We start from the raw sequence: 20,193 nt of genomic DNA, 5'->3' as shown, positions 1-20,193 counted from the left end.
TGTGTTATCGAGAGGTTGGGGACTGTTGCCGCACAGGAATTTCAATCATAAACTCCGTGCCCACCCCCTTTGTTGAGTGACAGTAGAATTTGCCTTTGTGTTTCTCAGTAATAATTTGATAGCTAATGGAAAGTCCTAAACCTGTACCTTTACCTACGGGTTTTGTTGTAAAGAAAGGGTCAAAAATACGTGATTGCACCTCTTCAGGAATTCCTTGGCCATTATCAGCGATCGTAATTTTAATTTGATCTTGACCATTAACTTCTGTGCGTAACCAAATTGCATGAGGATTATGCTGTAGCTCTTGATCAGTGCAGGCTTGATTGGCTTCTTCAATCGCATCAATAGCATTATTCAGCAAATTCATAAACACTTGATTGAGCGATCCGGCATAGCACTCCACTGGAGGTAAGTTGCCATATTGCTTTCTAACTTGAATTTCCGGGCGAGTTGCCGTTGCTTGAAGCCGATGCTGCAAAATCATCAGAGTATTATCCATTCCTGCATGGATATCAACTGCTTTGAATTTGGACTCATCTAACCGCGAAAAGTTGCGTAACGAGAGCACAATTTTCTGAATTCGCTCACTCCCAGTTTGCATTGATCTGAGAATGTTAATCATGTCATCTTGCAAGAAGTCAAGATCAATTTCTTCACTCAAGTCTTGTAATTCTTGAATGGGGCTAGAAATATATTTTTGATAGGCTGTAACAAGCTTTAATAAATTTTGAGTATAAGTTTTGATGTAAGTTAAATTGCCATGGATGAAATTAATGGGGTTGTTGATTTCATGGGCAACGCCAGCCACCAGCACACCCAAGGCTGACATTTTCTCAGACTCAATTAGTTTGACTTGTAACTGCTTGAGATCCCTCAGCGCCACCTCTAGTTCGCGAGTGCGATGTTCTAGATTGGCTTGGGATAGTTCAAAGTCTCGAATAACAACTTTAAGGATACGTTCTCTCTCTTCGCTCGCATCTTCCAGTTGTCGTCGATCAGCCTCTGAACGCTCTAATTTTTTCGTGAGAACCCGTACTTTTTTCTCTAACTCTCGTAGCTTTTGCTGATCAGCATTGGCTTCCATAGGACTTTTATGCTGTGCCTAAAAGCAGAGTGACGAAAGTTTCTTGGTGATAGTAATTAGAACCCTGTTGTTGAAGTGGTGCAAACTCGCCGTAGGTATAAAAGCCCGCGATCGGCATGACTTTGGGCAGCGCAGTTTTAACTAAATCATATTCTTCCTTGGCTCTTGTTCCCAACAGCCAACGACGACAGCAACAAGAAAAGATCAGCACTGCTTCTGGTTCGGTTCCAGGATAATTGTCTAGGGCCATCTTGAAAGAAGTTTCAGAGGCAGCAATCACTTGGTCCCGGCTAATTTCAGCCAACTGCACGATCGCGCCTTGGGGAATATTTCCCAAAAAATTAATGCTGCCTGTTTCTAAGTCGCAAGTGTTGGGAACTCGGAGATAGCAGCGATCGCTATCTCCTTCATAAACATAGAGAGGATGCTCTGCGGTAGGAGGGCGATCGCCCAAATATTTTTGGTAAAAGTTCAGCGCCGATTGACCATCAATTTCATACAAAACTGTGTTGTGAGATTTGGTGACCGTGCTCTTAGAGCCAATGGGCTGCCAACCGCAGCCAGTGCCATGGGAAAAGCGCAAATCTCCAGCAAAAATCAGAACCGGCAGAGCATCGGTGAAGACCTCTGTTCCAAAAAATTGATAGGTTTTCTGGAACCGAAACTGATCGCCTGCGGTTCCACCCACAACGGGGACATTTTTCCCTAAAGCTAGCTCCAATCCTTCCAAAATTTGCTCGCCGCTGGTTGTTGAACCATCAGCCGTATAACTGGCTGGAACTGTGATGCAGAGTTTGGCGGGGGTTAGGCTTTTTTCGGTGGCTTGCTGCACGGCCTGGCGAGCAGCGGCGATCGCGTCCTGTTCGGTTTGGCGACCCACACCCGCGTAAATTTCTACGGTGTCTGAGCAAAATAGCGTTAGGGTCAGCGAGTCTTGTTGAAACCCTAAAATTGAAGATATTTCTCCATCGGTGGTGCAACCAATGAGTTGCAAACCCGGGAAAACCTGATTGATTTTTTGTAAAATTAAGGCATGATCAAAATCAATAGCCGCAAATAACAATCCTGCCTTGGGCAGCATTCCTGCCAATTCACGGGTACATTGCTCTAGCACTTCTTCAATAGCATCTTGGGAGTCAGGATCATCACTATGACCAAGAACTGTTTTGAGCATGTGTCTTTCCTCTGCAAGGGGACTGATCAACGTGATTAGCTTGATTGTCCTGAAAGCTTTACGATGTCAGTCATCTTTCAACAGGAATTATTACCTGACCGACACTGACGATCAAGTTAAGTTTCATGAGCAAAAAATAATAAATGCGCTGCTTAATCTGTAATGGAGAGCACATTTGGCTTAGCGCTCTGCGTCGTTATTACGGTCTGATCAATAATTGCATGGCGAATGTATAAATAATTACCAGCTATTCAGGCATTACAACTATGCATTAAACCGCAAATTCGGGATGATTTCCATCTAGGGGTTGCGGTTCTGAAATATGAAATAACTGACCCGATGCGATCGCCTGGCTGATGGGTGGCGCTTGTGATGGGGGCTTTGGCTGAGGCGGGTTAATTTACCCTCTGGCTCGGCGCGATCACGGGTCGTGGCTGTTTCGCTGCATAGGCTGGGTGAAGCTGTTATGGAAGGTCTGTAGCGGCTGGGCTGCTTTGATTAACATGGATTTAATATTTAATTAATCTGCACTTAATAATAGATCAATGAGAACAAGCAGCTTTATCCGGGGCAGGCCACCACGGTGATCGTTGCTTACCACCCGATCGTCAAATACTCCATGGCATCACTTGTTAATAACTAAATGCGATCGTGTCGGGGGTGAAAGGTATTGCATCTCTCCCGGATCAGTGGGCTATGGTTGAAGCAATGCCGTTCTCACATCTGCCGCCATGACCGATTTGCGCGCCTTTTATCGGGCTACAGACCCCAGCCAAACCCTGAATGTGGCTGATCCCAACGATGCGCGACTCTATGTGGACTTTGCGCCCGTGCGTGGCGGCGAAATTATTAAGAAAATTCGTAATCGGATCTCGTTTCTGAGTCCCGACCAACCCACTTGTACCCTGTTTACGGGCCATGTGGGCTGTGGCAAATCCACGGAGTTGCAGCGATTGGTGAAGGATTTGCGCGGCGATCGCTTCCATGTGGTGTATTTTCAGGTCGATCGCGACTTGGAAATGACCGATGTGGACGCGGGCGATGTGTTGCTGTCGATCGCCCGGCAAATCAGCCAAAGTTTGGACAATATCGATCTCGGTGAACCCAAAGGATTTCGCAAAATTCTCGATGATGCGGCACGGATTCTCACCACGGAATTTGAGTTGAGCAATCTGGAATTGGGTTCCGACAAAATCCCCGGTTTGCCCCAAGGTCTGAAAGTTTCTGGTAACAACAAAGGCGAAGTTTCCCTAGATTTTTTGATTGGCAAAGTCACCGCTAAAACCAAAGACAATCCCAAGCTGCGCGAGAAACTCCATCAGTTTTTGGGGTCGCAAACTGGGCAACTGCGAGATGCGATTAATGCAGAACTGATTGAACCGGCGATCGCCCAACTCAAAGCTAAAGGATTCCAGGGCTTGGTGGTGATTGTTGATAACCTGGAAAAAATTGATAACCGCCTATTACCCAATGGTTATCCCCAACAAAATTATCTGTTTGTGGAGCGGGGCAATCTGCTGTCGGCGCTGAATTGCCACCTGATTTACACCATGCCGTTGCGGTTGCGGTTTGATGATAGCTATGGCTTATTAACCCAAAAGTTTCCCGAAGAACCCAAGGTGTTGCCGATGGTTCCGGTGCGTCATCGCGATGGGCGATCGCACGAGGCCGGGCTACAACTGTTGCGGCAGATGGTGTTGCTGCGGGCAGATGCGGCCTTTGACCCGGCGGGCGATGCGACCCAATGGCAGATGGCGATCGCAGCGGTGGTGGATGAGCCGGCCACGCTCGATCGGCTCTGCCAAGCCAGCGGCGGCCATGCCCGAGATTTGCTGCGATTACTGAACAGTTGGATTCAGGAGGAAATGAGCTTGCCCCTGACCCGATCGACTCTGGAGCAAGTGATTCGATCGCACCGCAATGAAATGAAACTCTCCCTCAGTGATCCGGAGTGGGAATTGTTGCGGGCCGTGCGTAGTCGGGGCAACAAGGTTAGTGATGCGGATGGCTATGATCAACTGATTCATAAGCGGTTTGTTTTTGAATATTTAGAAGCCGGTGAATCGTGGTTTGAAGTGAACCCGATTTTGCTGGAAGCCGAAGAAATGCAGGGCTAAATCAGGACTGGATCTATGACTGCCGATCGCCCAGGATTTGACTCAGCAGCGCTCTCGCCAGACCAGGAGCGCGCGTTGCAGCGGCTGGCCTTTGCGATCGAGGCCGGTCAAGGGCGATTCAAGCTCCTGATTGCCCGCTGTAACTATGGGGATTTAGTCGATCGCCTATTGGTGCGGCTGCAAACCCTGTGCGAGGTGGAAGTGCGGCGGCTGGTGCTGCAACCGGGCGATCGGCAACTGTTTGCGGCGATCGAGCGGGCGATCGACTCCAACCCGCCGGGAGCCTTGGCTGTGGTGGGGCTTGGCGAGCTGACCGATGCCGACCTGCGCGAGCTGTTTGCCCAGGCCAACCGCAGCCGGGAAGCCTTTCGCGATCGCTTCCCCTTGCCGTTAGTGTGGTGGCTGGATGATCGGGCGCTTCGGCAATTGCAAACCACCGCCAGCGACTTGGCTAGTTGGACGACAACCCAAACCTTTGAGGCCACGGCTACCCAGCTTGCTGATTGGATACAAACAATGGCCGATCGCATACGCGCTTGGGTTTTAGAAACCAATTTCACATCAGCAATTCAAAACCCTAAAATTTGCGTTCATGAGCTGACTGAGATCGCGGTTGATTGGTCAACTCTGTTGCAATGCCCTGACCTTACTAGCCAAGATATAGCCGTTCAAGAAGCCAACGTAGCTTGGTTGCAAGCGCTAATAACTGCCCAGCCTAACTCAATAGCAGAAGCTCACGAGGGCTATCAAAAAGCAAGCCATTTTTGGTGGCAAAACGGTGACTTGATCCAATTTGGAGCAGTTCAAATTACATTGGCACAATTTTGGCAACGGTGCGCTCGTTTCAGCCGTCGTCATTACAAAGACTATTTAACCCAGTCAAGCGAAGCTTTTGAAATTGCCATTACAACTTTTAACCAAGCCAATCGCCTAGATCTTTGTGCCAAGTTTATTAATAGTTGGGGAGATACACTCCTTCAACTGAATCAATGGCATTCTTTGCAGTTAGTAACACAACAAGCACTAGAGCTACATCGTCAATATCTCAACCCTTTTAAGCAGGCTAAGGTGTATGGCTTATGCGGTGAGCTTGCACTCCAAAACCAAGACTGGCAAATTGCAATTAGGTGGTTTGAACAGGCAATAGCAACTATCCAAGGTCTATCAGTTGGATCTCATTGGCTACCGGGAGATCCAGAGTCAAAGGACTGGGTGCGATATCGAGATGAAGCTAGCTATTGGTTTGGGAAGGGGCAAGCACAATTTGGACTTGAACAGTATGAGGAGAGTCGTGAGTCTTTGGCAACAGCTCACAACAAGGGTGAACCAGATTTTGATCCACGCTTATCAATTGCTATTCTCAAAAAATTAGCTGAAACGGAGTGGCAATTGCGAGACTATCGTTATGCTTTTTCATATAAATTCTTATATCAATCTCTAGAAGAAGAATTTAATTTTCGTGCTTTCGTAGGAGTCAGCCACTTAGCAACTCCAAAAGTCAAAGAATTACAAGGATCAAAACTTGATCTAGAGTTTTCATCAAGAGCTATTTCCGCTGCTGGGCGCAAGCATGATGTAGAGCGTATCCTAGGGCGCTTAAAAAATGACCGAGGTAACTCGATCACTGTACTATTTGGCTTCTCTGGTTCTGGCAAAAGTTCTCTGCTCAATGCGGGCATCATTCCAGCAGTAAGACAGGAGACATTGGGATCTCGTAGTGGTCTACCAGTGGTGCTGCGTGACTATAGCAACTGGGAAGAAAAGCTGTGGCAGTCACTGAAACAGGCTTTGTTGGCAGAACATCAAGGGAGAATCGAACCGCCGACGGATGGCAACTGGCAAGGGGCGATCGCCCGGGAATTGGTACGGAATGCGGAGCAACGCAACCTGGCCACAGTGTTGATTTTTGATCAGTTTGAGGAGTTCTTTTTTGAGCATGGCCAGCGCCAAGGGCGATCGCCCCTTTTTGCATTTTTAAGTCAATGTTTGGACATTACGGGCCTCAAAATTATCTTTTCGATTCGTCGGGAATATATCTATTACTTGCTGAATCGAGCGGAGTTGGATCAGCGGATTGATGGGGGCTTACTCAGTACCCATGTGCTCTATCGGATTGGGAATTTCCGGCTGGAGGAAGCCAAGCAGGTGATTCGCGATTTGATCGATCGCGCTGAACTGGATTGGGAGCCGGAGTTGATTGAGGCGATCGTCTCGGATCTGTCGGGCAACTATTACAAAGTCCGCCCGATCGAGCTGCAAATTGTTGGGGCGCAGGTGCAAGCGGAGGGAATCACCACGGCTGCTGGCTACGCGAATTCGGGCGGCAAGGTGGCGTTGGTGCAGCGCTATCTCGATGCGGCAACGGGGGATTGTGGCCCGGAGAATGTGGAACTGGCAAAATTGATTTTGTTTTTGCTGACAGGCGATCAACCGATCCGACCCCTGAAAAGCCAGTTGTTTCTTCACCAAGAGGTGACAGATTTAGAGCAAGATCCAAGTGCTCTAAATCTGGTTTTAGAAATCCTGACTGATTCTGGTTTACTTCTTAAAAATCACTCTCAAAACAAGGTCACCTATCAAATTGTTCATGACTATATTGCAGAGTTTATCCAGAAACAGACTAAGGTCACCTTTTTAGCAGAAATTGCTCAAGAAAAAGCTCAACGCCAAGCTACCGAGCTGAAACTACTGAAGCAGCACCAAATCGCAAAGCGGCGATTTGCAAGCTTAAAAAGCAATATTCAACGAATGAAGAAACTTCAAAAAAGAGTAAATGTAGTATTTTTGGCTAGCCTTATAATGACAATTATTGCTTCGTTTTTGTCGTGGGACTCTTCTCAAGACCTTAAGCAAATAATTGAGCGCGAACAAACAATTTTACGAACGATATCTACTCAGGATGATCAATTAGCCCAATTGTCTAATCTCTTACGCATCGGGTTTACTGCCAAGCAACTAGGATTGGACTCTCAATCACTGATATCTCTTCGAGAAACTCTTGGAAAGTATCTTCTGACTGTCCAAGAAATCAATTTGCTCAAGGTAGATAACCAAGCCCATATTCGGGATATCAAACTCAGCCCAGATGATCAACTGTTAGCTATTGCCCTAGAAGATGGAACAGCAAGAATTTGGAATATTAAGGAAATGCAGGAAATTCGTAGATTAAAACACTCTAGTGTTAAAAACGCACAGACAGTTTATAGCGTCAGCTTTAGCCCTGACAGTCAATGGCTATTAACTTCTGCTCAAGATGGAACAGCTAAAATTTGGGACTTGACTGATCCCGAGTCTCAAAGACCATTCTCAACTCTTAACCATAGTGTTTCAGGAGAAATTAGAGCAGCCAGCTTTGATAGTACTGGTAAGTGGATCATAACTCTTGGAGATGATGGAGAGGCTAAAATTTGGCAATGGAATAAGCAACGCAAAAGTGTTCATGCTCCTCTTATTACTCTTGTTCATTCAGCCAATCAATGGCTAAGTTCTGCCAACTTCAGCCCCGATGGGAGACTGGTTTTTACCGCTGGAGGTGATGGAGTAATCAAAGTTTGGGATTGGCAAAAAAATGAGAATTTAAAAATCTCTAATTCTATAAAGTCCAAAAAATTTGACAGTAGTATTCTGAGTGCAGATTTTAGTGCAGATAATCAATGGCTTGGAGTTGCCTTGAAAAATGGCGTTGTTAAGCTATGGAACTGGTCAGCGAATGGAAGAACAATTTCACTGACGAATCACTCGGATTCGGTGAGAAGCATCTCTTTTGGAAAAAAAAATCAATTCCTGTTAGTCACTGCTTCCAGTGATAAAAGTGCCATGGTATGGGAGTGGAATCATTTTATTGGCGAAAATAATTCTCATCTACACAAAAAAACAATCACTCTCCCACATCCAAATTGGGTTGAGCGCGCAAGGTTTAGCTCTGACGAGAAGCAAGTTATTTCTGGTTCCAATGGTGGAGTGATTCGATTCTGGAATGTTTATCAAGGAGCAGTGAACCTTGAATCACTGAGAGATCGAGCGATGAAAAAAATGAGTGCAGAAAACTTGTTGCAGCTAGATGTTGCAAAAAATTTAAAATTAAATAATGCTAGTATTTCGAACAGTCTCTTGCATACTAATCTAAACAATTTTACTGAATCTGATTGGTTAAGAGTCCTCTCCCAAACAGAAGATCTGGATGGCTTGCTACAAATAGGATGTGATTGGTTGCGGGATTATTTGACGACGAATCGGGATGCGCCGGCGGATTTACAGCAATTTTGTCGCGTCAAACCATCCCAAAAACCGTAAGGTTCCGGGTGGCTCATATGTGATCACCCCCGATCGACCGGTTTTCCCATTCACTACAAACCGATCGCCCCGCAAAATTTCTGGAAAAGGTTTTAAGGAGTCGATCGGGGAAGTGGCGGCAAAGAGCGCGGCGGGCCGCCGCTGTTGAACATGTTGAACGGCGAAGCGGCGCGGCTTTGGATGAGGGCCTTGAGGCGATCGATCTCCGTCACCAGGCTGAAGGGCCGGAAATCGTTCAAAGAAGCCACCTGATCGAGATGAATCAGCGACACATGAATTGGCGTGCTGCCATTGACGGCGGCCGGTTCCGTAATGCTGCCGGGCATGACACGGTAGGCAACCAAAAAGCGCTCGCCGCCCACCTCCGCAATTTCGCCCTTCGTGTAATAGTCGCTGGGAGATGCGCCAAAAACCGCCGCCGTCAGAGACAGCATATTGCTGGTTTCAATTTGCCCCGTGACACTAAACACACGCCACCGATCGTCCAATTCCTGAAGCGTGAGGCTGAGGGGAGTCGATCCTTGGAAAAAGCTGGGCGCAACGGTCTCTGCTTGGGCCGGCAACCCGATCGCCCCGATCATCACCACGGGACTCACGAAGCCCAGCAACCATCGCCGCAGATTCGGGTGAATCTTCTGCATAGAATTTTGTTAGAACCGGAGAAAGCGGGACGATTCAGAATAGATTCCGGTCGCGCTTCAGTCATAGCCTAGAAAAAAGCCATCGCTCATGACTGCTCAATGGTTCTCAATCAATGTTTGCGGTGGTAGTTTGCTGTGGGTGGTTTGCTGTGGGTGGCGATTCCTGGAGCTGCCGGTGCGTTGGTTGCCGGGGCGATGAGTGGTCTTCGGTGCGGTTGCAGGTTTCAGCGTTGGGTTCCTTGCTATCGTTTTGATGGCGATGGTTGAGGCCCGCCAGCGTTCCATGCGTTTTTCTCCGGCAGGAGGTGCAAATCATGCCAGCCCTTGTGCAATGTGCCCTCAGTGATGCCAATTTGGATGCCAAGTTGGCCCGCAACCAGCGGCAACTGGCGATTTCGGTGGCGGCCCAGGCCGGCCATGGGCGGGTGCGATCGAACCTGTGTCTAATTCTCGATCGCAGCGGTTCCATGCGCGGCCGACCGATGGAGATGGTGAAAGCGGCGGCGCGTCAGTTGGTGGGTCAGTTGGCCCTGGGCGATCGCCTGTCGTTGGTCGCCTTTGACCACGAGGCCCAAGTGATTTTGCCCTGTCAGGAAGTGGCCCCGGAGCCGCTGTCAATTTTGCAGGCGATCGAGGGCTTAACGGCCGGCGGCGGCACTTGCATTGATGAGGGTCTGAAGCTGGGCATTGAAGAACTGGCGCGATCGCGTAAGGAATCGGGCCTTTTGGGCAATGTCAACGCCGATCACAGCGGAATTTTGCCCACTGCACCCTCGGTGTCGCAAATTTTCCTGCTAACCGATGGGGAAAACGAGCATGGCAACGATCCCCGCTGCTTAAAGATGGCGGAATTGGCCGCGAGCTACGGCATTTCAGTCCATTGTCTCGGGTTTGGCAGCCATTGGAACCAAGACACCCTGGAGCAGATTGCCGACGCGGGATCCGGGGCCCTTTGCTACATCGAACAGCCGGAAGATGCGCCCGCCGCCTTTGAAAGGCTCTTGGCCCGGGTGCAGTCGGTGCAATTAACCAATGCGCGGTTGTTGTTGGCGTTGGAGTCACCTGTGCGCTTGGCGGAGCTGAAGCCGATCGCCCAGGTGGCCCCGGAAACGGTGGAACTGACGGCGCAGGAGTTGCCCGATGGTCGGCTGGAGGTGCGGTTGGGCGATTTGATGGTGGACGGGCCGCGGGTGGTGTTGGTGAATGCCTATGTGGCCCAGTTGCCGCCGGGGGATCATCGGTTGGTTCAAGTGCAGGTTTGTTATGACGATCCGGCGACGGGTCAGGTGGATCTGCTGTCGGAGCCGATCGCGGTGATTGGGCGATCGCTGGAACTCTTTCACCCAGCTCCCAATGCCCCGGTACAGGCTCACATCGGCGCATTGGCCAAATATCGCCAAACCCAAATTGCCGAAACCAAGCTGCAAACGGGCGATCGCCAAGGTGCGGTGACCATGCTGCAAGCGGCGGCCCAAACGGCTTTGCAAATGGGCGATCGCAACGCGGCGACGGTGCTGCAAACCCAAGCCACCAAACTCCAGGCGGGCGATGACCTGTCGGAGGCCGATCGCAAAAAGACCCGTATTGCCTCAAAAACCACCCTTCGCTAGGGGGGCGATCCCGCCCGATCGCGCCGGGCAACCCCACCCCCGATCGGCTTGGGTTGGCCACCCCTGCGGCCCATACTGGAAATGGGGTATTTTCTGCATTCCAGACAGCTCAGCGCTGAACATGGCATTGCTGCACTTGGGATTATTTTTGGGGTTATTTAATGAGGTTAAATAACCAATTCTGAGGAACCCCGATCGCCCCCATTGTTTCGCTGAGAGGCTGACCCGATCGTGAACCGTTTTAATTGGAAATCAACCCAAGCTTGGCCCATTCTGATCGCGGCCCTGGGGCCCTGGTTGCTGATTTTAGGGGCGATCGGGCTGCTGAATGCGATCGGTTTAGGGGTGGTGGTGCAGGCGATCGGTTGGTTGCTGTTGCTGGTGATTTTGACCCCGATCGTGCTCAGTGTGGTTGGTTTATGGTGGCTGCGGCGCAACTTAGTGGCCGGCCCCTGCCCCGCCTGTGGCTATCCCGTCACCACCCTGCGCGGCTTCAGCAGCAATTGCCCGAACTGCGGCACTCCCCTCAGCGGTTTGGGGCAAACGGTGCAGCGCCAATCGGCCCCCGGCACGATCGATGTGCAAGCGGTGGAGGTGGGCAAACGAGAGCTAAGAGATGCCACCCCACCCGACCAACGCTATTGAACGCTCTTACAGTTCTCGAATACTCATCTTGAGCACTCATCTTGAGCACTAATTAGTGGGAATTAATTAGTGGAAATCGAGAGTTGATAGGGTTGGCGGCCGCTGGGGTTGCGATCGCCCACAAAGATGTCATAGTTGCCCGCGCCCCAATAGCCCGGCATTTCCGCCACCCCGTTGGCCGCCGGAATGCAAAATTGACCGCTCGGCCCCACCACCAACAGCGTTAAACCATCACCCCCCTGCACCTTCACCCGCAGGGAGCCAAAATCCTGACCCACCGCCAAGCGATGGTTGGGCGCACCGGCCACAAAGCCACAACTAGTGCTAGTGCTGCCGCCGGCCGTGCCCGATCGAAGAATCGGCTCACTCATGCCCGGCCCCAGGGCAATCAAATCGGCCCGAACCGGCGCTGCCCAAGGCACGATCGTGACGATCGCCAGGCTGGCGGTCAAAATTGAGAAAAATCGGTTGGTTTTCATGGCAGCATCTCCTGATGGTGAGCAGCCGGGCCTCCAAAACTTGGCAGAACGCCGGATCGCGAATAAATCCAGTATGCGGCCCACGCTCCACCCGATCGTGGAGGCACTTCCTGTTTATGAACTGGCCGCCCTCAGGGAACCCACTCCCCACAAATTCCGCGCGATCTCATGCCGCTAGACTTCACTAGCGAGTAGATAGTGGGTAATGCGTAACCTGAGTTTGATCAAGTTAGGGGCGAAAGACCCGAATAAAAGGCTCTTTGCGGTAGCGACGATAAACATCGAAATCCTGATCTAAAGTTGCAATTTCTGCAATTCGTAATCGTTCTGAAATAGCTACCAATGCTAAATCTGCAAAGTCTCCAGGCAAATCTGAGTATTGTTCATTGAGTTCTACAATTCTTTGAAAATCATGACGATTTAATGACTCACAGCGATAAATATTCTGTGCTATATGGTTCAGAAAAATATTTTGAACTTGCCAGCTTTTATTCAATAACCAAAGTACTTCCGTGACACAAGCCAAAGTTGTAATCAGTTCACTTCGACAAGTTCTAAAGAAATCAACAACTCGACTGTGGTATCGATCCTCAGCATTATAAAAAGCAATTAAAACGCCTGAGTCCACTAGCACTTTTGCTGGCTTCATGATTGATCTGTAGTGGATTGATGGAGTCGATCGGCCAAGGCTACTCGTCTTAAATCTCGATCAGCCAAATCACCATCATGCAGCCAATGCTCTGGTAATCCACCCATGCGCTCAAGGATCGTCGGTGGCATTTCCTGTGGTTTGAACATGAAGAGCGATCGAATGACAGTCCAAAGTAGTAACCACCGATCTCGCCATGGCAAGGCTAAGGTTGCTTCACGAAGTTCCAGTAAAGTCATGCTTGTGTTTTTCTAATTAATGTTATTTGGGGTTCTGAGCAAGTAATATCTTACACTTCAAACATCCCTCGCCAGGCCCAAGTACGCCCTAAAAAAAAGGCTGTTTAATCCTGCAACTGGACGAGCTTTGGTCATTTGTTGGTTCCAAAAAGCAGAAAGTTTGGCTTGGGTAATCAGTCATTTCTGAAGCTCAGTGTCGCCAACTTTTTCCCCTTGCTGATAGAGGTCTTGACGCAACCGAATTGCATCGTTGCACACCATACGAGCGCAACCAAATGTTTTCGCCAGCATTATTCTTTGTAGGCGATTGGGATAGATTCGGTAGCGAAATCGTGCTTTCATAGCTAGCATTATAGAAACTGATCATAGAAAAAGCCGCCTTAAAAGGGCGGGGCTTCAGACCCTTTTCTTTTGGTGATCTCAATGCTTCATCAGCTTTTATGCGGTGCGATCGCCCTGGTTATCGGCTCCACGGCGATCGCACCGGCCCAGGCCCAACAGCGACCCAACACCCAATCAGCCCCCAGCAGCCGTTCCACCACCCCACCCGATCCCAACTGCCCGATCAAAGGCAACATCTCCCAAACCACGGACGGCCAAAACACCGGGCGACGGCTATATCACCTGCCAGGAATGCGGGACTATGAGCGCACCGTGATCGACCTATCGCGAGGGGAACGCTGGTTTTGCTCGGAGGCGGAGGCGATCGCGGCCGGCTGGACAAAGGCCCCACGCTAACGACCAAAGAAAGGGGCCAGGTCGATCGACCCAGCCCCTCCAAACAGAAGTGAAATTTTTGGCAGTCTTCGCAGGACAGAATTTCTCCGTCCTGCCTCAACTCATGCGGTTCTAGATCGTGAACGTGCTCGCCGCAACGTTGGTCACATTGGCTGCCGCTGTGAAAGTTCCGGTATAGTCCACCAACACGGCCAGATACTTCTTCGTGTTATTCGCATCCACGTAAGACAGCGCCAAATCAGCCGTGCCAGCCACGCCAGCCACATTAACCACTTCTGGCGTAATCACCAAGCTGGTTAAGCCAGGGCCAAGACCAATCTTGTCAGCAGCCTTGAAGTTAGTAATCTGGTCGGCCGTCAAGAGGCTGCCTGTTGTGTCGCTAGCTTGATAGGCATAGGTGTTAGCACCAGCACCAGTACCACCAACAATTCGATCCAAGCCAGGGCCGCCCACGACAGTTGCACCCCCAGCAGTACCAACATTGATGATGTCATCACCAGCGCCACCCAACAGCTTGTCACCAACCACGGTACTACCCGTAATCGCATCATTACCATCACCGCCATCAACGGTCATGGCGGCAGTGGCTGCTGTGCCACTGATAACATCATTTCCTGCCTCGCCGCGAACCGTTGCAGCCGTTGCAGGGGTAGTAGCAGGAACCGTCAGTTGATCGTCCCCAGCTCCGCCGTTAACACCACCAGGAAAGAGATTGAGTAATCCAGCATCAATCGTGACCGCATTCGGATCACTGTTGAATTGCAATGTGTTGCCAACTGCTGAGCTACCAGGGGGCAGAGTTGTGGGAGGGGCCGAAGCAACATCCTTGATCGTCAGCACCGAAGTGGCCTGAGTGCCCAACGTACCGCCAGTGGGAGCCGTCAGAGTCAGGTTAACTGTCTCATCGGCCTCTGGCGTAATCGCATCGGACAACACCGGCACATTCACAGTTTTCACCGTTTCACCCGCCGCGAAGCTCACCACTTGGTTTGCAACCGCCGTGTAGTCCGAGCCAGCCGTCGCCGTGCCGCCTGTACCGGTCGAGAAGGTGACGGAGCCAGCTTGGGAAGTGTCGCCCGTGCGGGTGATGTTGATGGCCGCTTGTACCGTGGCCGTGCCTTCCGTCGCCGTGTAGGTTGCGCCGCTGAATTGGAAAGTGGAAGAGCCAGTGGTTCCGCCGCCGCCCGTTGCGCCCTTGTCCACGATCGTCAAGATTGCCGAATCCTGCTTGCCCAAGATTGCGCCGCCCGTGGGACGAGACAGCAACATCCGAATCGTTTCACCGCTGTCGGCCAAAGGCGCATCGTCAATCAGATCCACCTTGAAGGTTTGGCTAATTTGACCCGGCGCAAAGTTCAGGGTTTGGTTGAAGGTTTTGTAGTCTGCGTTGGCCGTTGCCGTGCCGCCCAACACACCCACATCCACGGAAACCGCGCCCGCCGATTGGTTCACATCCCGCGTCACGGTCACTTCCACTTGGGAACCTTCCGTGCCGGTCAGGTTGGCCACCGAAAATTGCAGTGCGCCTTGGGGTGGCACAGATCCAGGCTGCACACCATCGGAACTGAACGTGCCGGGGGTGTTCATCAGTTGGTTGGCGCTGACCCCTTTCACCACCGCCAAAATTTGGTTGTTGCCTTTGTCGCGAATGATGGCGCTGCCAGCGGTTTGACCGGAACCATCAAAGATTTCCAGGTCAGACATGGTGACTCCGCCAATCAGCCGAATTTGGTCTTGGCCAAATTGGTTGAAGTCTTCAATCACGTCGGCTTCCAGGATGGTGGAACCGCCGGTGGAAATTTGACCGGTCTGGGCCGAGAAGCTGTCGCTGCGGCGACCGATCACAAAGGTATCGTTGCCTTGACCGCCGCGCATGGTGTCTGCGCCCAGGTCGCCGGACAACACATCGTCGCCGTCTTCGCCAAACAGCAGGTCGTTGCCTTTGCCGCCATACAGCTCGTCGCCGCCGCTGCCGCCATACAGTTGGTCGCTGTCCATGTTGCCGAACATCAGGTCATTGCCGAGTCCGCCCAACAACAGGTCATTGCCAGCACCGCCGAGCAATTCATCGTCGCCGGATTCCCCTTCCAGGGTATCTACGCCTTGGTTGCCAAACAGGCGATCGTTGTCGTTGCCGCCCAGGATGCGATCGTCTCCGTTATAGCCCCGGATGATGTCGTTGCTATCCAAACCGCTGATCACATCATTCCCGGCCAGGCTGTCGAGAGCGGCTTGGGTTTCAGTAATGGGGATGACATCGGGAAAGTTGGTTCCGTTAATAACAGCCATTGACTCCTCCAGTGGACTTGAGTTGCAAAAGGTGAGCTGTTGAGTTGAAGAGGCGCGGACGAACAGCCGCAACCATTGCGGTCACGAGTTCGAGTCCCAAACGCTGGTGCAAGTCCTGCATTCTTGGGTGCTTAGGGGCCGGTGGAACCGGAACCGCTATCGAGGTGCAAGTGAATTGCTGTTGCGTTCCCTGTGCGGGTTGGTGAACTGTGGTTCGCTGCCTATTCCTTCGGGAAGCGATCGAAGAATCCGGAAGTGGGGAAATTTTTTTTGGGGAATTTTGCGGGAACAAAATGTTCTGAAAAGTTTTCAAAAAGTTCCCGCAATTCTTGATTTTTCTGGAAAATAATCGGGAACGATCGCCCTGTCTGGCTCGTCTGGGGAGCGACTGTTGGGAACCGGATTTTCAGGATCGGCTGGATGGCGATCGCGTCTTGGCCAACGCTCCGGTGGAGTGATCGCTCAATCCGCCCAATCCCATCGGGGCGATCGGCTCGGGTTGTTTGGGGATAGCAATGGTGTGGGGTTGGGGCCTAAGGGGCGATCGAACCAAAAGGAAGGCATCCCAGGCGGATTGATCCTGAAGGGCTGAGGAGATTTATGGGCGATCGATGGCCGATCGATCCCGTCCTTCGGTTAGGGATCATCAACCGCAATCCCCCCAAGCCTCCTGCCCATGCCTGGGGAATGCAGCTTAAGGCTAGGGTTTTCTATTAATAGTTTTCTGGTGGTTGCAGCTTAGAAATTTTATCTAATTGATTCAGTCAGTTTCTTGATTTTAAGAATTACTGAAAACAAAATCCAGTGGTTGGATTGATTTTAAAAGCAGGCTTTGATAGTGACTGGAATTAGAACCCAGGGGCTTGATTCTTTTCAGTAAATCGTGGCCATGGGCTATTTTTCGATGGCTCCTCAATTAAGGACGTAACCAGTATCACCAGGTTCCCAAGGGCTGGCCCGGTTCCTCAGGACAATTAGGGTGATGCAGGATGATTAGGGCAATTTGGGAAGGTTCAGGCAACGGTTACGCCATCGGCCAGCCATCGATCGCAAGGGGGATGGCGCTCAGGATCCGTCCGACTCCAGCTCATCGGGGCCGCTGTGGATGTAGTCCCGCTCGAAGGCTAGTTTTTCGGCATATTCGCCCAAGGCAACGATTCGATCGAGATCGAACACATCAAAGACAAAATCCATCACCTCGGAATGATCGAGGCTGGGCCGCCGATAGTAGTGATTGCCGGATGGATCTCGCGTCACCACTCGTTCTCGAACTAACTTGTCGCGGATGGGGCGAATGTAGTGATAAAACAACAGGGCTTGGGTGGAATATTTTCCTTGCAGTTCAAAGAAGCGCTGCTGCTCCATGAAGCTCATGCAGAAAATCATGATGATGAGTTCAATGCCCACGATGAACTTCATCAAAAAGTTTAGATAATCGGGCGTTAGGCGCTCCGGAATCGTACCCGTGAGGATGTAATAACGATAGTAATATTCACGAATATCGTTTTCACCCAGATTTTTTTGCAAGTAGAACCGCTTCAGCAAGCCTTGCACCCGTCGTCGCAAAAATTCCCGCGAGCGATCGGACAAAATGATGATTTCAAACTGAATCAGATCGTTGATGGCTTGGTGTTGTTGCTCGGGGGAAATGGCGGCAAATAGGGTGAGGGCATTGAGCAAAAACCGTCTTGTGCCCGCGTCCTTCTGCCCGAATTCTTCAAGGAATGATTCGGGCATGATTCGCGCCAGATCAAGACGGCGATTGGCAAAGTTTCTGCTCATGCGGGGCGATCGCCTGATTTCATACACCCGAGTCGATCGGGTGGGGGTTATGCTCCAAAATCTGATCCTTCGTGTCCTCAGGCCGGTTTTGTGGCCTGGCTGATGATGACGACTATCAGGCGCTCGATCGTGGCAAGGTTGCCCCTAGCCCCAGCGGCCATACAAATCCACCAACTCCCGGAGTCGATCGGCCATCCAAGGGGCAAAGGATCCCTCTAAACAGCGCCACTCCCAATTACTATCGGCCTGGCCGGGCACATTCATGCGGCAATCGCTGCCAAAGCCCAAGCAGTCTTGCAACGGAACGATCGCCCAGTCGGCCACCGAGGCCATGGCCATCCGGGTGAGATCCCACTGAATGCCATCGGGGCCCGCATAGCCAGCGTAGCGGATTACGCGCTGTTGCTCCTCGGGCGATCGGCCATTAAACCAACCCACCGTGGTGTCATTATCGTGGGTTCCCGTATAAACCACATAGTTAGGACTGCGGTAATTGTGGGGCAAATAGGGGTTACCGCTGCCGGAGTCAAAGGCAAATTGCAGAATCTTCATGCCGGGAAATTGGAACTGATCGCGCAGGGCTTCCACCTCGGGCGTAATAATCCCCAAATCTTCCGCAATCACCGGCAGCTTGCCCAAGGCCCCCTGCACCGCTTCAAAAAATGCAGCGCCCGGCCCCGGAACCCAGTCGCCATTGATGGCGGTTTCTTCCCCTTGGGGCACGGCCCAAAAAGACTCGAATCCTCGAAAGTGGTCAATTCGCACCCAATCCACCATGGTGAACAAATGGCGGAATCGGTTAATCCACCAGTGATAGCCCGTTTGGGCGTTGGTCTCCCAGTCATAAACCGGGTTCCCCCACAGTTGCCCCGTGGCGCTGAAATAGTCCGGGGGCACGCCGGCCATTTGAGCCGGATCCAGGGTGTCCGGATCCAGAGCAAACAATTCACGATTGGCCCAAACGTCGGCACTGTCGAAGGAGACATAGATGGGCACATCGCCCACCAATTGAACGCCCCGTTCGTTGGCAGCGGTCTTCAGTTGTTGCCACTGTTCAAAGAAGACGAATTGTAAAAACCGTTGCAGGGCGATCGGCTCGGCCAGGGTTTGGCGGGCGGCGGCCAACACGGCCGGATCTCGCTGGGCAAATCCCACATCCCAACGGTTCCAAACAATTTGGCCAAATTCTGCCTTCAGGGTCATGAACAGGGCAAAATCCTCGAGCCAGTCGGCCTGCTCGGTGCAAAATTCCTCAAAGGCGGTGCGTTGTTCTGCGGTGGCATGAACTTGGAATCCAGCCCAGGCTTGGACAAACAGGCGATCTTTGTAAGCCCGCACCGCTGCAAAGTCCACCCGATGGGGATTGAAGTCGGGCACTTGTTCGAGGGCGGCGGCAGGCAGCCAGCCAGCTTCCACCAGGCGATCGGGGCTGATCAGCAACGGCTCCCCGGCGATCGCAGAAAAACTCATATAAGGCGAATTGCCAGCACCCACCGGCCCCAAGGGCAACATTTGCCACACCCGCTGGGCCCCCGCTTGCAACCAGTCACAAAAGGCAATGGCCTGGTCACCCAGATCACCCACTCCGTAGCGACTGGGGAGCGAAGTGGGGTGCAGCAAGATTCCGCTGAGTCTGGCCATGGGAATTGTTTAAACCATCCGGATCGGGTCGGAATGACTCTAACACAGGGTCAGTCTTGCTTTTTGTTGATCAGCGTTTGTAGGCTTGGTGCTCGGTTTTGTAGGCGTGGGGAAAGGGTTGATCGGGAATTGGCATACCCAAAAAAGGGCAGAGTTTTTCCCAACCATCCCCGGCGGGAATATTCATCACCAGCAGTCGATCGGGCGGAATTTCTGCCATCACCCGATCGTTATGCTCCAGATACTTCTTCTTATAAAGAAATTCGGTGGCGATCGCCGAGCCATAAACACAATTGCGCAGGTCGCGACGAAACTGTTGCGATGCACTTTCTTGCCAAAAGTTTTGCCAACCCACTTGCCAATCCGTCGGCCAAGGCCCATGGCTCAACCAGCGATCGAGCTGCCAACGCTGGGCAAGCTGGGCCCGAATCCCCAAGCTAGGTGACACGGGAAAGCGGTGATTAATATGAAATTCCACACTGCGCCACCAGGCATCCACATCGCGCACGGTCAGGATGATTTTGCTGTCGGGATAGGCGGCCGCCAACTCCCGATAAAAATAGGCGCTGGGCAAATCCGTCACCACATCCACATCGTCATAGCAGCGGAAATTGGGTTGGGTGACCTTGCCGCAGAGGATCTCGTTCAGGCGATCGCGATCGAAATGCAGCCCATACAACCCCAGAATCTGCAAAGCCGCATGAAGTGAAGAAGTGCCCGTTTTGCTGAGGCCCGCGCCCAAAATTTTCATGGTTGTTGCAACTCTCGCCCTCGTGCGGTTTTGGCGGTGGCGATGCTCCCCTGATTTGGCC

Annotated in this window: 17 protein-coding genes; 7 read left to right on the top strand and 10 right to left on the bottom strand. The window is 51.5% G+C overall.

The features are described 5' to 3' along the window. Positions 1-4: 4 nt before the first annotated feature. Positions 5-1,084, bottom strand: coding sequence for a sensor histidine kinase (locus tag ACZA91_RS07610; RefSeq protein ID WP_463185827.1), 1,080 nt, complete (start codon positions 1,082-1,084; stop codon positions 5-7). A gap of 7 nt (positions 1,085-1,091) precedes the next feature. Then, positions 1,092-2,258: an FIST signal transduction protein gene (locus ACZA91_RS07605; protein ID WP_463185823.1), complete on the bottom strand. Its 1,167-nt coding sequence runs from the start codon at positions 2,256-2,258 to the stop codon at positions 1,092-1,094. A 731-nt stretch (positions 2,259-2,989) separates the two neighbouring features. Between ACZA91_RS07605 and ACZA91_RS07600 the strand changes: the two genes are divergently transcribed. Next, the gene (locus tag ACZA91_RS07600) at positions 2,990-4,375 is read left to right on the top strand and encodes an ATP-binding protein (RefSeq protein ID WP_463185820.1); all 1,386 of its coding nucleotides are present in this window, start codon (positions 2,990-2,992) and stop codon (positions 4,373-4,375) included. A 15-nt stretch (positions 4,376-4,390) separates the two neighbouring features. After that, positions 4,391-8,668, top strand: coding sequence for a WD40 repeat domain-containing protein (locus ACZA91_RS07595; RefSeq protein ID WP_463185818.1), 4,278 nt, complete (start codon positions 4,391-4,393; stop codon positions 8,666-8,668). 92 nt (positions 8,669-8,760) lie between these two features. Here the strand turns inward: ACZA91_RS07595 and ACZA91_RS07590 are convergent, their stop codons facing one another. Beyond that, entirely contained in the window at positions 8,761-9,309 is a 549-nt protein-coding gene (locus ACZA91_RS07590) for a hypothetical protein (RefSeq protein WP_099534860.1), read from the bottom strand. A 314-nt stretch (positions 9,310-9,623) separates the two neighbouring features. Between ACZA91_RS07590 and ACZA91_RS07585 the strand changes: the two genes are divergently transcribed. Continuing rightward, positions 9,624-10,919, top strand: a complete 1,296-nt coding sequence (locus ACZA91_RS07585) for a vWA domain-containing protein (protein ID WP_463185813.1) — start codon at positions 9,624-9,626, stop codon at positions 10,917-10,919. 231 nt (positions 10,920-11,150) lie between these two features. Then, positions 11,151-11,564 carry an FmdB family zinc ribbon protein gene (locus ACZA91_RS07580; RefSeq protein ID WP_190353510.1) on the top strand — a complete coding sequence of 138 codons (414 nt, stop codon included), beginning with the start codon at positions 11,151-11,153 and terminating at the stop codon, positions 11,562-11,564. Positions 11,565-11,626: 62 nt separating this feature from the next. Here the strand turns inward: ACZA91_RS07580 and ACZA91_RS07575 are convergent, their stop codons facing one another. After that, complete coding sequence (locus ACZA91_RS07575) at positions 11,627-12,043, bottom strand: hypothetical protein (protein WP_463185808.1); 417 nt, start codon at positions 12,041-12,043, stop codon at positions 11,627-11,629. Here ACZA91_RS07575 and ACZA91_RS07570 point away from each other — a divergent pair. Further along, complete coding sequence (locus ACZA91_RS07570) at positions 12,042-12,221, top strand: hypothetical protein (RefSeq protein WP_463185803.1); 180 nt, start codon at positions 12,042-12,044, stop codon at positions 12,219-12,221. The genes ACZA91_RS07575 and ACZA91_RS07570 overlap by 2 nt on opposite strands. A 51-nt stretch (positions 12,222-12,272) precedes the next feature. Here ACZA91_RS07570 and ACZA91_RS07565 read toward each other — a convergent pair whose 3' ends face one another. Further along, positions 12,273-12,692: a type II toxin-antitoxin system VapC family toxin gene (locus ACZA91_RS07565; protein ID WP_463185800.1), complete on the bottom strand. Its 420-nt coding sequence runs from the start codon at positions 12,690-12,692 to the stop codon at positions 12,273-12,275. Positions 12,693-13,108: 416 nt separating this feature from the next. Beyond that, positions 13,109-13,273, bottom strand: coding sequence for a helix-turn-helix domain-containing protein (locus tag ACZA91_RS07560; RefSeq protein ID WP_190532935.1), 165 nt, complete (start codon positions 13,271-13,273; stop codon positions 13,109-13,111). An 81-nt stretch (positions 13,274-13,354) separates the two neighbouring features. Between ACZA91_RS07560 and ACZA91_RS07555 the strand changes: the two genes are divergently transcribed. Next, positions 13,355-13,669 carry a sunset domain-containing protein gene (locus ACZA91_RS07555; protein WP_463185795.1) on the top strand — a complete coding sequence of 105 codons (315 nt, stop codon included), beginning with the start codon at positions 13,355-13,357 and terminating at the stop codon, positions 13,667-13,669. A 111-nt stretch (positions 13,670-13,780) separates the two neighbouring features. Here ACZA91_RS07555 and ACZA91_RS07550 read toward each other — a convergent pair whose 3' ends face one another. After that, complete coding sequence (locus ACZA91_RS07550) at positions 13,781-15,958, bottom strand: Calx-beta domain-containing protein (protein ID WP_463185793.1); 2,178 nt, start codon at positions 15,956-15,958, stop codon at positions 13,781-13,783. Positions 15,959-16,287: 329 nt separating this feature from the next. On the opposite strand from ACZA91_RS07550, the gene ACZA91_RS07545 reads away from it, so the two are divergent. Beyond that, entirely contained in the window at positions 16,288-16,416 is a 129-nt protein-coding gene (locus ACZA91_RS07545) for a hypothetical protein (protein ID WP_463185789.1), read from the top strand. A 607-nt stretch (positions 16,417-17,023) separates the two neighbouring features. On the opposite strand, the gene ACZA91_RS07540 is transcribed toward ACZA91_RS07545, so the two are convergent. From ACZA91_RS07540 to ACZA91_RS07530, 3 genes are all read right to left on the bottom strand, one after another. Then, a complete protein-coding gene (locus tag ACZA91_RS07540; RefSeq protein WP_099532664.1) occupies positions 17,024-17,740 on the bottom strand; it encodes a hypothetical protein in 717 nt (238 codons plus the stop codon). A 144-nt stretch (positions 17,741-17,884) separates the two neighbouring features. Then, positions 17,885-19,381, bottom strand: a complete 1,497-nt coding sequence (gene malQ / locus ACZA91_RS07535) for a 4-alpha-glucanotransferase (protein WP_463185784.1) — start codon at positions 19,379-19,381, stop codon at positions 17,885-17,887. 70 nt (positions 19,382-19,451) lie between these two features. After that, positions 19,452-20,132, bottom strand: coding sequence for a sulfotransferase family protein (locus tag ACZA91_RS07530; protein ID WP_463185781.1), 681 nt, complete (start codon positions 20,130-20,132; stop codon positions 19,452-19,454). Positions 20,133-20,193 lie beyond the last annotated feature (61 nt).

The sequence above is a fragment of the Limnothrix sp. CMB-01 genome (genome assembly GCF_055193175.1).
Note: the sequence above shows the minus strand (reverse complement) of the source record. Positions and strands in the feature narration are given on the sequence as shown.

Excerpts from the sequence above, each read along its gene's own strand:
- ACZA91_RS07610 (WP_463185827.1), bottom strand. The coding sequence starts at position 1,084 with ATGGAAGCCAATGCTGATCAGCAAAAGCTACGAGAGTTAGAGAAAAAA.
- ACZA91_RS07605 (WP_463185823.1), bottom strand. The coding sequence starts at position 2,258 with ATGCTCAAAACAGTTCTTGGTCATAGTGATGATCCTGACTCCCAAGAT.
- ACZA91_RS07600 (WP_463185820.1), top strand. The coding sequence starts at position 2,990 with ATGACCGATTTGCGCGCCTTTTATCGGGCTACAGACCCCAGCCAAACC.
- ACZA91_RS07595 (WP_463185818.1), top strand. The coding sequence starts at position 4,391 with ATGACTGCCGATCGCCCAGGATTTGACTCAGCAGCGCTCTCGCCAGAC.
- ACZA91_RS07590 (WP_099534860.1), bottom strand. The coding sequence starts at position 9,309 with ATGCAGAAGATTCACCCGAATCTGCGGCGATGGTTGCTGGGCTTCGTG.
- ACZA91_RS07585 (WP_463185813.1), top strand. The coding sequence starts at position 9,624 with ATGCCAGCCCTTGTGCAATGTGCCCTCAGTGATGCCAATTTGGATGCC.
- ACZA91_RS07570 (WP_463185803.1), top strand. The coding sequence starts at position 12,042 with ATGGCAGCATCTCCTGATGGTGAGCAGCCGGGCCTCCAAAACTTGGCA.
- ACZA91_RS07575 (WP_463185808.1), bottom strand. The coding sequence starts at position 12,043 with ATGAAAACCAACCGATTTTTCTCAATTTTGACCGCCAGCCTGGCGATC.
- ACZA91_RS07565 (WP_463185800.1), bottom strand. The coding sequence starts at position 12,692 with ATGAAGCCAGCAAAAGTGCTAGTGGACTCAGGCGTTTTAATTGCTTTT.
- ACZA91_RS07560 (WP_190532935.1), bottom strand. The coding sequence starts at position 13,273 with ATGAAAGCACGATTTCGCTACCGAATCTATCCCAATCGCCTACAAAGA.
- ACZA91_RS07555 (WP_463185795.1), top strand. The coding sequence starts at position 13,355 with ATGCTTCATCAGCTTTTATGCGGTGCGATCGCCCTGGTTATCGGCTCC.
- ACZA91_RS07550 (WP_463185793.1), bottom strand. The coding sequence starts at position 15,958 with ATGGCTGTTATTAACGGAACCAACTTTCCCGATGTCATCCCCATTACT.
- ACZA91_RS07540 (WP_099532664.1), bottom strand. The coding sequence starts at position 17,740 with ATGAGCAGAAACTTTGCCAATCGCCGTCTTGATCTGGCGCGAATCATG.
- malQ (WP_463185784.1), bottom strand. The coding sequence starts at position 19,381 with ATGGCCAGACTCAGCGGAATCTTGCTGCACCCCACTTCGCTCCCCAGT.
- ACZA91_RS07530 (WP_463185781.1), bottom strand. The coding sequence starts at position 20,132 with ATGAAAATTTTGGGCGCGGGCCTCAGCAAAACGGGCACTTCTTCACTT.